This window comes from Streptomyces regalis (genome assembly GCF_001509475.1).
Taxonomy (GTDB): domain Bacteria; phylum Actinomycetota; class Actinomycetes; order Streptomycetales; family Streptomycetaceae; genus Streptomyces; species Streptomyces regalis.
Genome location: NZ_LLZG01000073.1, coordinates 1 through 15,232, shown reverse-complemented (window position 1 = coordinate 15,232; position 15,232 = coordinate 1). Strand labels below are relative to the sequence as shown.

Genomic DNA, 15,232 nt, shown 5'->3' with positions numbered 1-15,232 from the left:
GGCGTCTGGTGCGTGCGATCGCAAGGCGCCGGAGCGCCCTCGTGGCGGAGCCACGTGGGCGGTTCGGCAACGCGGCGAGCGTGCGTGCCAGACGCCGCGGGGCAGGCGGGAATTGTCAGACAGGCCCTAGGGGCGCGGGCTGAATCGATGTGCGGCTGGCGCCATGTGGGCGCGACCAGCCACACACCACCCGCAGCGAGAAACGAAGCAGCAACACCCCCGAAATCAACAATCTGTTCAAGGAGCCTACGGTCTCGCCCATGACAGCAACCGCGCCCGCGCACCCCGTAGACGAGATCCCGCCCAAACGCCAGTTGGCCGCCTTCGGCCTCCAGCACGTACTCGCGATGTACGCCGGCGCCGTGGCCGTCCCCCTGATCGTCGGCGGCGCCATGAAGCTGCCGCCCGCAGACCTGGCATACCTGATCACCGCCGACCTGCTGGTGTGCGGCATAGCCACCCTCATCCAGTGCATCGGCTTCTGGCGTTTCGGCGTACGGCTGCCGATCATGCAGGGCTGTACCTTCGCCGCGGTCTCCCCCATGGTGCTCATCGGCACCACAGGCGGCGGACTGCCCGCGATCTACGGCTCGGTGATCGTCGCGGGGCTCGCGATCGTGCTGCTGGCGCCGGTCTTCGGGAAGCTGCTCCGTTTCTTCCCGCCGCTCGTCACCGGCACCGTGATCCTGATCATCGGCCTGTCGCTGCTGCCGGTCGCGGGCAACTGGGCTGCCGGCGGCGTCGGTTCACCCGGCTTCGGGGAACCGAAGAACCTTGCACTGGCCGCGTTCGTGCTCGCGGTGGTGCTCGGCGTGCAGCGGTTCGCGCCGGTGTTCCTCAGCCGGATCGCCGTGCTGGTCGGCATCGCGGTCGGGCTCGCGGTGGCGGTGCCGTTCGGGTTCACCGACTTCGGCGGGGTCGGGGACGCCGACTGGGTCGGGATCAGCACTCCGTTCCACTTCGGGGCGCCCACCTTCGAGTTCTCGGCGATCATGCCGATGCTGGTGGTGGCGCTGGTGACGATGACCGAGACGACCGGTGACCTGATCGCCGTCGGCGAGATGACGGACCGCAGGGTCGAGCCGCGCTCCCTCTCGGACGGCCTGCGCGCCGACGGGCTGTCGACGGTGCTGGGCGGCGTTTTCAACACCTTCCCGTACACGGCGTACGCACAGAACGTGGGGCTCGTCGGCATGACCCGGGTGCGCAGCCGCTGGGTGGTCGCCACCGCGGGCGGCATTCTCGTGCTGCTCGGCCTGCTGCCCAAGCTGGGCGCGGTGGTGGCGGCGATACCGGCGCCGGTGCTGGGCGGTGCGGGTCTGGTGATGTTCGGGACGGTGGCGGCGAGCGGCCTGAGGACCCTTGCCCAGGTGGACTTCAAGGGCAACAACAACCTGACGGTGGTGGCCGTTTCCGTGGCCATGGGGGTGCTGCCGGTCGGTGTGCCGACGATCTACGAGAAGTTCCCGGACTGGTTCCAGACGGTGATGAACAGCGGGATCAGCGCGGGCTGCCTGACGGCGATCGTACTGAATCTGCTCTTCAACCACCTGCCCGCGAAGGCGGGTTCAGGCGCCGCCGAGGCGGACGGCCTGCCGGGCGGCGGCGTCGAGAAGGCGGTCGAGAAGTCCCGGGAAGAGGCCGTCTAGGTCGTCCTTGCGCAGGCCGTTCATCTTGGCCGTGCCCCGGTAGACCTGCTGGATCACACCGCTCTCGCGCAGCACCCGGAAGTGGTGCGTGGTGGTGGACTTGGTCACCGGCAGGTCGAAGTGCGAACAGGAGAGCTCGTCGCCGACGGCGGCGAGCTCTCGCACGATTTGCAGCCGCATCGGGTCGGAGAGCGCGTGCAGCACGCCTTCCAGACGGATCTCCTCGCGCGTGGGGTGCGGGAGGTCTCGGCTGCTGACAGCGGGGCTGGTCACGGCGGCTCCACTTCACTCGACTCGCTCCATTGTACGAGAACCCTCGTAGTTGTTGTACGAGATCTCTCGTAGTTTGACACTTCCCGTACTACGATGCCTATCGTACGAGTCGACCCCTGGTCCCGCGACGAATGGAGTGAGCCGTGAGTGCGCTCTTCGAGACCTACACCCTGCGCGACGTGACGATCCCGAACCGGGTGTGGATGCCCCCGATGTGCCAGTACTCGGCCGCGCCGCAAGGTCCCGACATGGGCGTCCCCAACGACTGGCACTTCGCGCACTACGCGGCCCGCGCGGCCGGCGGCACAGGGCTGATCATCGTCGAGGCCACGGGGGTCACCCCGGAGGGCCGCATCACCCCGTACGACCTGGGCATCTGGAACGACACCCAGGTCGAGGCGTTCCGCCGGATCACGGGGTTCCTGGTGTCGCAGGGCACGGTGCCCGGAATCCAGCTGGCACACGCCGGCCGCAAGGCATCGACCGACCAGCCCTGGCGGGGCGGTGCGCCCGTGGGTGCGGACGCGCACGGGTGGCAGCCGGTGGCGCCGAGCGCGGTCCCGTTCGCCGACGGGCACCCGGTGCCGAGTGAGCTGACGGTCGCCGAGATCCAGGAGATCGTGGGGCAGTTCGCGGACGCCGCGCGCCGTGCCCTCGCCGCCGGCTTCGAGATCGCCGAGATCCACGGCGCCCACGGCTATCTGATCAACGAGTTCCTCTCCCCGTACTCCAACCACCGCACCGACGAGTACGGCGGCTCGTACGAGAACCGCACCCGGTTCGCGCTCCAGGTCGTGGACGCCGTGCGGGAGGTGTGGCCGGACGACAAGCCGCTGTTCTTCCGCATCTCGGCGACCGACTGGCTGGAGGAGGACGGCTGGAGTGCCGACGACACGGTCCGCTTCGCGGCCGACCTCAAGGTCCATGGCGTCGACCTGCTCGACGTCTCCACCGGGGGTAACGCGTCCGGTGCCCGTATCCCCGTCGGTCCTGGCTACCAGGTGCCGTTCGCCGCGCGGGTGAAGGCCGAGACCTCGCTGCCGGTCGCCGCGGTGGGGCTGATCACCGACGCCGAACAGGCGGAGAAGATCATCGCGAACGGCGAGGCGGATGCCGTCCTGCTCGGCCGCGAGTTGCTGCGCAGCCCTTCGTGGGCGAGGCATGCGGCACGGGAGCTGGGCGGGGACGTGCATGTGCCGGACCAGTATCACCGGTCCGTTTGATCGCCTACTCGTTGGAGTGGCTTGTCTCGCTGTGCGGCTGCGGGTGATGCCGAGATCATCCCGTCGGCACACGCTGCATAACGGCCCGTTCCAGGTACGGCACGGCACGCTGGCCGGACACCGCGAGTGCGATCGACGCGGCGACGCCCGTCCAGGCGATCGGGCCGAGCGGCGTACAGCCGAAGAGGTTGCTGAGGCCTGGGGTCTCGACCAGGACGAAGAGGACGGCTGCCGAGCCCAGGGCGGTGACGCGGACCAGCGGGCTGCCCCGGCGGTCGGCCAGGGTCTGGGCGAGCTGGGTGCCGACCACCGCACACAGGGCCATGGTGGTGGAGCGGCGGGCCGTGCCCGGGGTGAAGCGGCCGAACAGCCAGGCGGACGTCGCGCCGAGTGTGGTGGTCAGGGCGCGGTTCCGGATCTTGCTGATCAGGGGGGCGCCGAGGAGGGAGGTGCCGAGAGGTTCGGTGCCTTCGGGGGCTCCCTCCTCGCCCTGGCCCCCCTCTGTCTCCGCCTCCTTTGTCTCCGCCTCCTTCGGCGTCACCGCCACCGCCATCGCCGGGAACAGGTCCGTGAACAGGTTCACCAGCAGCATCTGGCGGGTCGACAAGGGTGCCGCGCCCGACAGGAGGGTGCCGAGGAGGCCGAAGCCGACCTCGCCGGCATTGCCGCCGATCAGGATGGCGATGGCGTCGGCGACGCTGTGCCACAGGGCCCGGCCCTCGGCGACGGCCTCGATGAGGACCGTGAGGTCGCCGTCGGTGAGGACGAGGTCGGCCGCGTTGCGGGCGGCCGCCGAACCTCGGGCGCTGATGCCGACGCCGATGTCGGCGGCGCGGATGGCCGCGGCGTCGTTGGCCCCGTCGCCGACCATGCCGACCACCCGGCCGGCGTCCCGCAGCGCCTCGACGACCTGGAGCTTCTGTTCTGGCGCGACCCGGGCCACCACGCCCATGTCACGCAGCATCCGGGCCCGTTCCTCCCGGTCCGCGGACGCCAGCTCGTCGCCCGTGACCACGCCGGTGTCCTCGGGCCAGCCCAGTTGCGCGGCGATCGCGCGGGCGGTCTGCGGATGGTCGCCGGTCAGCATGACGGGTCGTACGCCTGCCTTGCGCAGGCCTTCGACGAGGGCCGTGGACGTGTCGCGCGGGACGTCGGCGAGGGCGAGCAGACCGGTGAACTCCAGCTTCTCCAGGGGCTGTTCCAGGACGTCCGCCGCCTCGTCCGCCGCGTCCAGGGGGCGCCGGGCCACCGCCAGGACGCGCAGTCCGTCGCCGGCCAGCTGCTGCGCCGTCGCCTGGGCCGACGACGGCAGGTCGGCGCAGGCGGGCAGCACCGTCTCGGGGGCGCCCTTGACCACGAGTACCGGGGTGTCGTCCTCGGCCCGGCCGACGGCGGCGGCGTAACCGCGTCCGGCCTCGAAGGGCAGGCCCTCGGTCTGGGTCCACTCCGGGTCGTGGCCTGCGGCGTCGAGGACGGCCTCGTCGGTGGCGTGCACGGGCCGGTCGGTGTTGCCGTTGAGCCGTGGGCAGGCGCGGGCCGCGACGCGCAGGGTGGCATCGCCCTCGTCCGGCTTGCGGGCCGTGCCGTCGGCGTCGGTCACGCGCACCAGACGCAGCCGGTTCTCGGTGAGGGTGCCGGTCTTGTCGAAGCAGATGGTGTCCATCCGGCCGAGCGCCTCCAGGGTGCGCGGCGCCCGGACGAGGACTCCATGGTGGCTCAGCCGACGGGCGGCCGCCAGCTGCGCCACGGTCGCCACCAGTGGCAGCCCCTCGGGGACGGCGGCCACGGCCACCGCCACCCCGCCGCTCACCGCCCGGCGGATCGGCGTGCCGCGCAGCAGCGACAGAGCGGTCACACCGGCGCCGCCCGCCATGGTCAACGGCAGGGCCTTGTCGGTGAGTTCCCGCAGCCTGGCCTGTACTCCGGCGGACGGCGGCTTGCGGGAGGCGAGGGCCACGGCCCGGGCGGCCTCCGTCCGGTCCCCGGTGTCCACCACGACGGCCCGGGCGTTTCCGGCCACCACGGTCGTCCCCTCGAACACCATGCAGCGGCGGTCCGGCACGGCCGCGTCCGGGGTCGGGTCGGTCCCCTTGTCGGCCGCCAGGGACTCCCCGGTGAGCGCGGACTCGTCCACCTCCAGGCCGTCCTCCCACACGAGGCGGGCATCGGCGGGCACCACGTCGTCCGCCCGCAGCTCGATCAGGTCGCCCGGACGGAGCTTGGCGGCGTCCACGAGGTGCGGTTCGGGCTCCGGTTCCTCGGTCGTGACGCGTGCCTTCTGCTTCTGCTTCGCCAGCAGCCCGGACAGCGCCCGCTCGGCCCGCATCCGCTGGACGCCGCCGACCAGCGCGTTCAGGTCGAGCGCGCCGACGACCAGCAGGGCGTCCACGACGGAGCCGAGGATCGCCTCGGCGGCCGAGCCGACGGCCAGCACCGGGGTGAGGGGGGCGTCGAGTTCGCCGCGCACGGCCCGGGCGAGCTGCAGCGGGCCGCTCAGCGGTGCGAACACGCGCTGCCGGCCCATCGTGCGGATCGCCTTGCGCGCGTGGTCGGTGGTCTGCTCGGTCAGGGTCTGTTCGGGACCCTCTTCGTGTGCCAGCCGGTCGCGGACCTCGGTCTGCTCCAGTTCGTGCCAGGCCACACGCGGGCGGGGGTGCGGGGCGCGGGCGACCGCCACGCCGAGGGCGGTGCGCACGCCGGTCAGCAGGGCCCAGGCCGCGCTCACGTCGACCGGCGTGTGCCGCAGCCCGGGCCAGGGCGTACGGCGGCCACGCTGGGACTTGCCGATGGCCACCAGCAGCCCGGACAGGGCGGCACCGGACCGGGCCAGGGTCTGTGACCTGCGACCGACCTTGCGCGCGGCCGGTACCGCCCGCAGCAGCCGCCACACGTCGGCCAGACCGTGCAGGGCCAGTACGTCCGCGCCCCAGACGACGGCCCCGTCCCGGTCGGTGAGGGCGACGGCCACATCGCCGGCGAGCAGTCCGTCGAGTACGTCCTCGTCGGCCGGACCCGGCCGGGCGACCGTGACGATGACGCCGGCCTCGCCGCGCAACCCCGTCACCACATCGCTCAGCGACCGCTCGTCGCGCACGACTTGGTCGGCGAGGCTCGTGAAATCGGCCAGGGCGGGGTCGTCCACCATCACGACCCGCAGGCCCGCGCGCCGCGCCGCGTCCAGCACGCTCTCGGTCCACGGGTCCGCGCCCGCGCCGGGAGTGCGCAGGGCGCTCGGGTGCAGGACGAGTGCGTCGGCCATCTCCAGTTGCCGCAGCCGCTCGGTGTCGCGCACCAGGGCGCCCGAGCGGGACAGCGCGGAGCTCAGTACGGCGTGGAAGGCGGCCGGTCCGTAGCGGGCGGCCTTGGGAGAGCCCGCGAGCACCGCCTCCGCCGCCTCGGTGGCGTCGTGCTTGACCAGCAGCGTGGCCACCGCGCCCACCAGGGCGCCGGCCTCGGCGTGCGCGGCGTACTCCTGGGCCGGGGAGGTGCGCAGCGGCGGGCGCACGCGGTGGTCCCCGGCCACGCTGCCCCGCTCCGGCACACACACCTCGTCGTGGACCCGGTCGAACGCCGCCACCCGGGCCACCGTCTCCGCCAGCTGGAGTGTGCGCAGCGCACCGTCGAGCACCAGGGCGCTGGGGGTCCGGCCGGCACCGTGGGCGGCCGCGTTCGCCGCGGCCAGCAGCATGTCCATGCGGGAGCGGCCGAGCCTGGCGCGCAGCCAGCCGCGGAAGCGCGGGTTCTCCCGTGCCAGCGTCACCAGCGCGGTCACCGCGCGGGGTGAGGCGGGCAGGCGCAGGCCGTACCCGATGAACGCGGTCGCGATGCCGATGCCGTCGGCGGCGAGCGTCGCGGCGGCGGCTCGTACCCCGGCGGGGTCGGCGGGGTGCACGATGTCGTCCACCGCCTCGTCCGTCTGGGCCAGACCATGCCGGGCCGCGAGCTCGGACGCCTTCTCCAGCACGCGATCGCTGACCGAGTCCTCGACGGCGGTCACCACCAGCCGGCCCAGTCCGCCGTCCCAGTACGCGAGGGCCACATCGGGCCGCTCCGCCAGTGCCGCCGCGACCCGGCGCGCCGCTCGCTCCGTCCCGCCCGCCCGCCGTACCCGGTCCGGCACCTCGGGCCGCAGTGCGAGGTGGGTCCGGGTGCCGGACCGCCAGGGGTGCGGGCGGACGGGCAGCGTGTTGCGGGCGATCCGCACGACTCGCGCCGCGGAGTCCGCGCCCCGTACGCCTGCCCGGGCCGTCCCGGCCACGGCTCCCGCGGCGGCTCCCACTGCGGGGGCGGCTCCCCGGGCGAGCAGCCGGGGCCCGGCCGCTACCAGTCCGGCCGCGGCGGCCGCCGGACGTGTGACTGTGCGTGTGAGGAGTCCCAGAACCATCGCTCGCCCTCAGCCGGTCGTGCTGTGACATCGCTTGTCGTGGGGCCCGGGTTCCCGCAAAACGGCATGTCATCCGCTGATCGCGTGGGCGGGCGGACCGCTGTGCGGCCGGAGGCTCCCGCCCCGCCCGCACTGCGGTCCGCAGGGATCAACCTGTCGTGCAGGCCGTCCCGTTGAGCGTGAAGGCGCCCGGCGCCGCGCTGTTGCCGGTGTGGTTCGCCTGGTAGCCGATGCTGACGCTCGCTCCTGGCGCGAGCGCCGCGTTGTACGAGGCGCTGGTCGCCGTCACCGCGCCGGAGGCCGGGGTGTACGTGGCTCCCCAGCCGTTGGTGATCGTCTGGCCGGCGGGCAGGGTGAAGCCGAGCTGCCAGCCGTTGATCGTCGTCGTGCTCGTGTTGGTGATCGTCACGGAGCCGGTCAGGCCCGTGTTCCAGGCGCTGGTGGTGGCGCTCACCTTGCAGGCGCCGGGCTGGGGCTGGGGTGCGGGGCCGCCGCTGTCGAGGCCGAAGAAGGTGAGGACCCGGGCCGCCATGCCGTTGCTGTACAGGTTGTGGCCGACGCCCTGGAGGCTGATCGCCTCGACGGGGGCCCGGTCACCGGTGCCGCCGTAGCGGGTGCGGGTCCAGCCGGACTGCGGCGTGTCCGTGGCGGCCGGGCTCTGGCTGACGCCCTGGACGTTCGTCCATTGCTTGATCATCTCCCCGAAGTTGGGGTAGCGCAGGGTGGCGTCCTCGGTGCCGTGCCACAGCTGCATGCGCGGGCGGGGGCCGCTGTAGCCGGGGTAGGCGTTGCGGACCAGGCTGCCCCACTCCTGCGGGGTGTGCGTCACGGTGCCGTTCGCGCAGGCGCTGTTCCACTCGGAGCCGTCGGTGGTGGCGAAGCAGCCGAAGGGGACGCCCGAGAAGGCGGCGCCCGCGGCGAACACGTCGGGGTAGTCGCCGAGCAGGACGTTGGTCATCATGGCGCCGGAGGAGATGCCGGTGGCGAAGACGCGGCTGGTGTCGGCGTCGTAGGTGCGGGTGACCCAGTCGATCATGGACTTGATGCCGACGGGGTCGCTGCCGCCGCCGCGCTTGAGCGCCTGCGGCGAGGAGACGTCGAAGCACTTGCTGCTGCGGGTGACGGACGGGTAGAGCACGATGAAGCCGTACTGGTCGGCGAGCGTGTCGTACTCGGTGCCGTTGTACATGTCCGGGCCGGAGCCGGTGCACCAGTGCACGGCCACCAGGACCGCCGGGTTGGCGGTGACTGTGTCCGGCACGTACAGGTACATCCGCAGGTTGCTGGGGTTGGAGCCGAAGTCGGTGACCTCGGTGAGCGTCGCGGTGGGGACGACGTCGGCCGCCTCGGTGCGGGCGGAGGCCGCGGGTGCGGTGACGAGCAGTGCCGCGAGTAGCGGCAGGAGTGCTCCGAGGAGGGCGACGAGTTTCGCGCGCAGCGGTCTTCTCGTGGTGGCGGGGGTGCGGGTGGGGGTGGGCACGTCCTTGTCCCTTCTGGTCACGGCTCGTGGACGTGGTGCGGGTGTGGGTCAGCAGGAGCTGTTGGTCCGGGTCACCAGGCCGAGCTTCCAGGGGAGTGGGGAGAAGTCGCCGCTCGATGCGGCGGGGTCCATCCCCTGGTACAGGAACTGGAGGCGGCAGGGGTTGATCGTGAGGGTCTGGTCGACGCCGTCGCGGATCATCTCGCCGTGGCTGAAGTCCGTGGTCCACGCGGGCTGTCCCGGCCCGAAGGTCACGTTGGTGGACCGGATGAAGGGGTTGGCCTCGGTCTGCGCCAGCGGTGTCCACGCACCACCCAGGCTGTCGGCCGTCCAGGCGCGGAAGTAGCGCCGCCAGTCGGAGCCGGTCGCCGGCGCCTCGACGAGCATGAGGTACTTGCCGCTGCTGCCGAGGCGGTGGACGTTGCTCCCCTCGAAGAGATCGAAGCGGTTCGGCTCGGACAGGACGATGGTCGTGTCGCGGAAGCCGTTCGGAAACTCGGCGACCGTAGTGCGCGAGCGGTACTCGTGGCCGTTGCCGTCGGAGGAGAACAGATAGCAGTCGGTGTCGTCGCAGATGACCCAGAAGTCGAGCCGGCCGCCCGGGCCCTTGCTCTCGGTGACGATCGGCGGCTCGGCCTCGAAGAAGTTCCGCGGCGCGCTCCAACTCCCCGGATTCGCCGGATCGTTGGTGGTCGAGAAGGACGGCGGGCCGGTCTGGTGGACCATGTACCACTTCTTCTGCGGGGCGAAGTAGAACACCTGGGGAGCGGCGGCGTACCGGTTGCCGAGGTTGGGGTTGGTGTCGAGGAACGTCTGCGGTGCGGTGGCCGCCCGGGACCAGTCGGCGAAGCTGGTGTGGGCCAGGCTCCACCGGCCGGCTGTGTCGGCCGTCGTCATGTAGAGGTGCCACCGGTTGACGTACCGGAAGACCGTCGGGTCCTTGACGGAGACGATCGGGTGACCGGCGTCCGGCTTGGGCGCGACCAACGAACCGCTGGACGACCAGGTGAAGGAGCCGGGTAGTGGATCGGCCCGGTCCGCCAACGGGCCGTCGGCGGCCGCGCGGTCCGGGGCTACGGCCACGGCGCCGAAGGCCAGCAGGATGAGCACCAGCCCGCTGATCAACGTACGCATATGGAGCGTACGCACATAGGGGGTCGGCATTGACTCGCCCTCTCGCAGGGAAAGCGTCCGGAGAGCATCGTGGCATGGACACGCCCATCATGGAAGCGCTCCCACGCCAGGCACAGAGCGCTCCCACGCCAGGCACAAGGGGGAGCGCCGAGAGAGCACTTACCTCCCATCAGGGCTGACCGGATTCTTCTGCGCGAAGCGTTGACTAGAAAGCGCTTGCCCCCTACGTTCCGTTCAGCAGGCTGACCGAGCCGCACTGCCGCACCCCACATGGTCACCCTGCCTGCGCGCAGCGTTCTGCATGACGCACATCGTTCAAGTACATGATCGAGCAAGTCCTTCTGAAGGGACGCATTCGCATGCGCACTCTCCCCCCACGTGCACGCTCGCAAAGAACCGCGCTGGTGACGGCCGCCGCAGCCGCCCTCGCCACCGCGGCCGCCCTCGTCCTGCCGCAGCCCGCCGGGGCCGCCGAGACCTCGCCGGTCGGGTTCGGTGCCGGGACGACCGGCGGCGGCAGCGCCTCGGCGGTGACCGTCTCGACGCTGGACGCCTTCAAGACCGCGGTCACCGGCAACTCGGCCAAGGTCGTCCGGGTCAACGGCCTGATCTCGCTGAGCGGTCAGGTCGACGTCGGCTCCAACACCACGGTGCTGGGCGTCGGTTCGTCGTCGGGGTTCACCGGGGGCGGACTGCGACTGAAGAACGTCACCAACGTCGTCGTCCGCAACCTGAACATCAGCAAGCCGGTGGCACCGGCCGACGGCATCACGGTCCAGGCGTCGACGAAGGTGTGGATCGACCACAACTCCTTCTCGGCCGACCGCGATCACGACAAGGACTACTACGACGGGCTGCTGGACATCAATCACGGCTCGGACAACGTCACGGTGTCCTGGAACACCTTCAAGGACCACTTCAAGGGCTCACTGGTCGGTCACAGTGACAACAACGCGAGCGAGGACACCGGCCATCTGAAGGTGACGTACCACCACAACTCCTTCAGCAACGTCTACTCCCGCATCCCCAGCCTGCGCTTCGGCACCGGGCACTTCTACAACAACTACGTGGCCGGCGCGGACACCGCCTGCCACTCGCGCATGGGCGCCCAGATGCTCGTGGAGAACAACGTCTTCCGCGACACCAAGGTCGCCGTCACCACCAACCGCAGCAGCGACGTGGACGGCTACGCCAATCTGCGCGGCAACGATCTCGGCGGAGCCGCGACCGAGATCTCCCGGGTCGGCACCTTCACCACGCCGCCCTACAGCTACACCGCGGAGTCCGCGTCCACCGTCGTCGCCTCGGTGACGTCCGGCGGGGGCGCCGGAAAGATCTGACCACCCCCCAACTGGAAGAAGGCATCCGGGACATGACTTCACCAGCAAAGCCCCGCGCCCGCCGGCGCGCGTTAACCGGCGGTCTGGCCGCACTCGGCCTCTCGTCTGTCATGATCACGACAGTCGGCGCACCTCCGGCGAGCGCCGCCACCTGGCCCAGGCCCAGCAGCAGCCAGCCGGTGAGCTCGACCATCAAGGTGTCCGGTGTCCGGGACGGCGGCATGGTCCGCTACTACGGCAGTGGCGACCTCGCCGGCGACGGCCAGGAAGAGGGCCAGGACCCGATCTTCGAGCTCGCCCCCGGCGCGACGCTGAAGAACGTCATCATCGGCGCGCCCGGCGCCGACGGCATCCACTGCGAGGGCAACTGCACGCTGCAGAACGTGTGGTGGGAGGACGTCGGCGAGGACGCGGCCACCTTCCGGGGCGGCTCCACCTACACGGTCACCGGCGGTGGCGCGAAGAAGGCCGCCGACAAGGTCTTCCAGCACAACGGGCCCGGGACGCTGAACATCTCCAACTTCGCGGTCAGCGAGTTCAAGACGCTGTACCGCTCGTGCGGTGACTGCTCGACGCAGTACACGCGCAAGGTCAACCTCAGCAACATCGAGGTGACCGGCACCGGGTCCACGGCCCGCCTCGTCGGCATCAACGTCAACCGGAACGACGTGGCGACCCTGCGCGGCATCACGATCCTCAACGACGCGAGCCGCAAGGTCGTTCCCTGCCAGAAGTACAACAACAACACCGCCGTGGGTACGGGTCCGGACAGCACGAACTGTCTGTACTCCACGTCGGACATCACCTACCGGTAGCCCACAGCCACAGGCACACCCCCCACGGTGAAGGCGGCCGTCCGAAGCGTCCCCGCACGGCGCTTCGTACGGCCGCCGGGTCGTTCACGGCGACCTTTCAGCCGGCCAGGGGCCGCCACCCGCGTGCATTTTCTGCCGCCCTGCCACCGTCGCGCGTGCGTGCGCCTTTCCCGGCACTCCGCTCGCCGTCACGCGCGCGTGCGCCCTTCCGACCTCTCCTCGCCGTCACGCGCGCGTACGGCGTCGGCCACCTCTCGCCGGTAGTCCGCGTAGGCGGCTCGCAGGCGCGCGCCCGGCCAGTCGGGCGGGAGGAGTTCGGGTGGCAGCACCGGATCGGCGAGCAGGTGCCGTACGACGGCCGCGAAGGCGGTGAACCGATCGGACGGGTCCCGCGCACGGGCGGCATGGTCGAGGAGGGCGCGTCCCGTGCCGGCCCACGTGTCCAGCGGCCACAGACTCGCGGCGAGCTCGCGCGCGGGGCGGTCGGGGCGGGCCGTACAGCGCTCGGCGATCCGACCGAGGCCGTCCGGCAGGGGGCGGAGCAGGTTGGCCGGCCGCAGCCAGACGCCCTCACGGAGTTCGGCGAGCCGGAGCCTGGTCAACTCGTTGCGCAGTTCCGCGCGTTCGGCGGGGCCGCGGCCCGTCGCCGTGACCACGACCATCTCCCAGTCGCCGTCCCAGGGCACGGTCTCGGGGTGGACGGCGTCGTCCTGCCGCCGCTGGCGTTCCAGCAGCCGGTCGCTGAGCCGGTAGACCGTGTCCGCGCGCCGCAGGTCTCCGGCCGCCACCATCCGGCTGAGCGCCGCGCGCAGGGTGGATCCCGCGATCCCGAACGGTTCCACACTGCGCACCAGGTCCTTCACCGGCAGCTCGGGCGGATGCAGACCCAGCAGCAGGCTCAGGACGACCGACCGGGCGGACAGCGGGCGCAGTTCCACCTCGTCGGCCTGCGGTGAGGCGTTGTTCGGCATGGCGACGACTGTACGTGGGAGGGTGACGGTGTCATATTACAGGATTGCTGCAACCGCAGCCACAGTGCAACACTGACGGCATGGTCTCGATACCCGCGCAGGAGCTGTCCGGGCAGTACGCCACCCACGACGTCACCAACCAGCCCTCTCCCCTGGCCCCGTACGACGCGTCCGAGGACACGGCCCTGCTCGAAGGGCTGCGCCGCGAGGGTGCCGGGTGGGCCGAGGAGGGGATCCGGCGGCTCGGCCTGCGGGCCGGGAGCGCCGAGGCGCAGGAGTGGGGCGAGCAGGCCAACCGGCACGAGCCCGAGCTGCGGACGCACGATCGGTACGGCCATCGCGTCGACGAGGTCGAGTTCCATCCGAGCTGGCACCACCTGATGCGGGTCGCGGTCGCCGAAGGGCTGGCGGCGGCGCCCTGGGCGGACGAGCGGCCCGGCGCCCATGTCGCCCGGACCGCGGGCGGGCTGGTGTGGGGGCACACCGAGGCCGGGCATGGCTGTCCGACGTCGATGACGTATGCCGCCGTCCCCGTGCTGCGCCGCCAGCCCGAGCTCGCGAAGGTCTACGAACCCCTGCTCACCAGCCGGGAGTACGACCCGGAGCTGCGCGTGCCGACCGAGAAGCGGGGGCTGCTCGCGGGCATGGGGATGACCGAGAAGCAGGGCGGCTCCGACGTCCGTACCAACACCACCACGGCCACACCGACCGCCGAGCCCGGCGTGTACACGCTGCGTGGGCACAAGTGGTTCACCTCGGCGCCCATGTGCGACGTCTTCCTGGTGCTGGCGCAGGCGCCGGGCGGCCTGTCCTGCTTCCTCGTGCCGCGCGTCCTGCCCGACGGCAGCCGCAACACCTTCCGCATCCAGCGCCTGAAGGACAAGCTGGGCAACCGCTCCAACGCCTCCTCCGAGCCCGAGTTCGACGGGACCGTCGCCTGGCTGGTGGGGCCCGAGGGGCGGGGCGTCAAGACGATCATCGAGATGGTCAACTGCACGCGGCTGGACTGCGTGATGTCCTCGGCGACGCTGATGCGCAAGACACTCGTCGAGGCGGGACACCATGTGCGGCACCGCAGCGCGTTCGGCGCCCCGCTGATCGACCAGCCACTGATGCGCAACGTCCTGGCCGACCTGGCGCTGGAGTCCGAGGCCGCCACGACGCTCACGCTACGGCTGGCCGGCGCGGCCGACCGTGCGGTGCGCGGGGACGACGTGGACGGGGCGGAGACGGCGTTCCGCCGGATCGCCACCGCCGTCGGCAAGTACTGGGTCACCAAGCGGGGCCCTGCCTTCACGGCGGAGGCCCTGGAGTGCCTGGGCGGCAACGGCTACGTCGAGGAGTCAGGCATGCCCCGCCACTACCGCGAGGCTCCCCTGCTGTCGATCTGGGAGGGCTCGGGGAACGTCAACGCCCTCGACGTGCTGCGGGCGCTGAGCAGGGAGCCGGGCACCGCCGAGACTCTCTTCGCCGAACTCGCCCTGGCGCAGGGGGCGGACGCCCGGCTGGACGCGGCCATCACCCGCCTGAAGGGCCTGCTGACCGCGGGCTCCGAGGCGGGCGCCCGTCGCCTGGTCGAGCTGATGGCCCTGACCCTCCAGGCCTCCCTGCTGGTCCGCCACGCCCCCACGGCGGTTGCCGACACCTTCTGCGCGAGCCGGCTCGGCGGCGACTGGGGGCACGCGTTCGGGACGCTGCCGGACGCCGCGGACGTGGACGCGATTTTGGGGCGGGCGCTGCCGGGTGGGGCGTGAAGTGCGGTACGGGCACTCGGGCGGTGGACGCCTCGGGGGGAAGCGGGGCAGGGCTGATGGGGCGGCAGACACCGCCGGACGCGGAATCGGGCAGAACTGGTCGGGCAGCGGCCACCACAAGGGCGCGGGGCCGGGCACGACAGATCCGGTGGCAGACACCAACAGGACGCGGAGCCAAGCAGGGCTGATCGGCCGACGGACACCAACAG

Annotated in this window: 10 protein-coding genes; 5 read left to right on the top strand and 5 right to left on the bottom strand. The window is 71.7% G+C overall.

The features are described 5' to 3' along the window. Positions 1–260: 260 nt before the first annotated feature. Positions 261–1,649: a nucleobase:cation symporter-2 family protein gene (locus ADL12_RS12805; RefSeq protein ID WP_062701702.1), complete on the top strand. Its 1,389-nt coding sequence runs from the start codon at positions 261–263 to the stop codon at positions 1,647–1,649. Here ADL12_RS12805 and ADL12_RS12800 read toward each other — a convergent pair. After that, positions 1,569–1,922 (bottom strand): ArsR/SmtB family transcription factor, encoded by a 354-nt coding sequence (locus tag ADL12_RS12800; RefSeq protein ID WP_062701700.1) that lies wholly within the window; start codon positions 1,920–1,922, stop codon positions 1,569–1,571. The genes ADL12_RS12805 and ADL12_RS12800 overlap by 81 nt on opposite strands. Positions 1,923–2,065: 143 nt before the next feature. Between ADL12_RS12800 and ADL12_RS12795 the strand changes: the two genes are divergently transcribed. After that, positions 2,066–3,145, top strand: a complete 1,080-nt coding sequence (locus ADL12_RS12795) for an NADH:flavin oxidoreductase/NADH oxidase (RefSeq protein WP_062701697.1) — start codon at positions 2,066–2,068, stop codon at positions 3,143–3,145. A gap of 55 nt (positions 3,146–3,200) precedes the next feature. Here the strand turns inward: ADL12_RS12795 and ADL12_RS12790 are convergent, their stop codons facing one another. The 3 genes from ADL12_RS12790 to ADL12_RS12780 form a co-directional block, all read right to left on the bottom strand. Further along, positions 3,201–7,529 (bottom strand): cation-translocating P-type ATPase, encoded by a 4,329-nt coding sequence (locus ADL12_RS12790; protein WP_062701695.1) that lies wholly within the window; start codon positions 7,527–7,529, stop codon positions 3,201–3,203. Between the two features lie 148 nt (positions 7,530–7,677). Continuing rightward, positions 7,678–9,009 carry an extracellular catalytic domain type 1 short-chain-length polyhydroxyalkanoate depolymerase gene (locus ADL12_RS12785; RefSeq protein WP_079051999.1) on the bottom strand — a complete coding sequence of 444 codons (1,332 nt, stop codon included), beginning with the start codon at positions 9,007–9,009 and terminating at the stop codon, positions 7,678–7,680. Between the two features lie 48 nt (positions 9,010–9,057). Next, the gene (locus ADL12_RS12780) at positions 9,058–10,143 is read right to left on the bottom strand and encodes a glycoside hydrolase family 62 protein (RefSeq protein ID WP_062701692.1); all 1,086 of its coding nucleotides are present in this window, start codon (positions 10,141–10,143) and stop codon (positions 9,058–9,060) included. A 359-nt stretch (positions 10,144–10,502) separates the two neighbouring features. Here ADL12_RS12780 and ADL12_RS12775 point away from each other — a divergent pair, with 359 nt between their 5' ends. Further along, complete coding sequence (locus tag ADL12_RS12775; protein WP_062701704.1) at positions 10,503–11,483, top strand: pectate lyase family protein; 981 nt, start codon at positions 10,503–10,505, stop codon at positions 11,481–11,483. 32 nt (positions 11,484–11,515) lie between these two features. Further along, the gene (locus ADL12_RS12770; protein ID WP_062701690.1) at positions 11,516–12,298 is read left to right on the top strand and encodes a pectate lyase; all 783 of its coding nucleotides are present in this window, start codon (positions 11,516–11,518) and stop codon (positions 12,296–12,298) included. A 188-nt stretch (positions 12,299–12,486) separates the two neighbouring features. On the opposite strand, the gene ADL12_RS12765 is transcribed toward ADL12_RS12770, so the two are convergent. After that, positions 12,487–13,269: a PaaX family transcriptional regulator C-terminal domain-containing protein gene (locus tag ADL12_RS12765; protein WP_062701688.1), complete on the bottom strand. Its 783-nt coding sequence runs from the start codon at positions 13,267–13,269 to the stop codon at positions 12,487–12,489. Positions 13,270–13,349: 80 nt separating this feature from the next. Here ADL12_RS12765 and ADL12_RS12760 point away from each other — a divergent pair, with 80 nt between their 5' ends. After that, a complete protein-coding gene (locus tag ADL12_RS12760) occupies positions 13,350–15,023 on the top strand; it encodes an acyl-CoA dehydrogenase family protein (RefSeq protein WP_062701687.1) in 1,674 nt (557 codons plus the stop codon). The last annotated feature ends 209 nt before the right edge of the window (positions 15,024–15,232 follow it).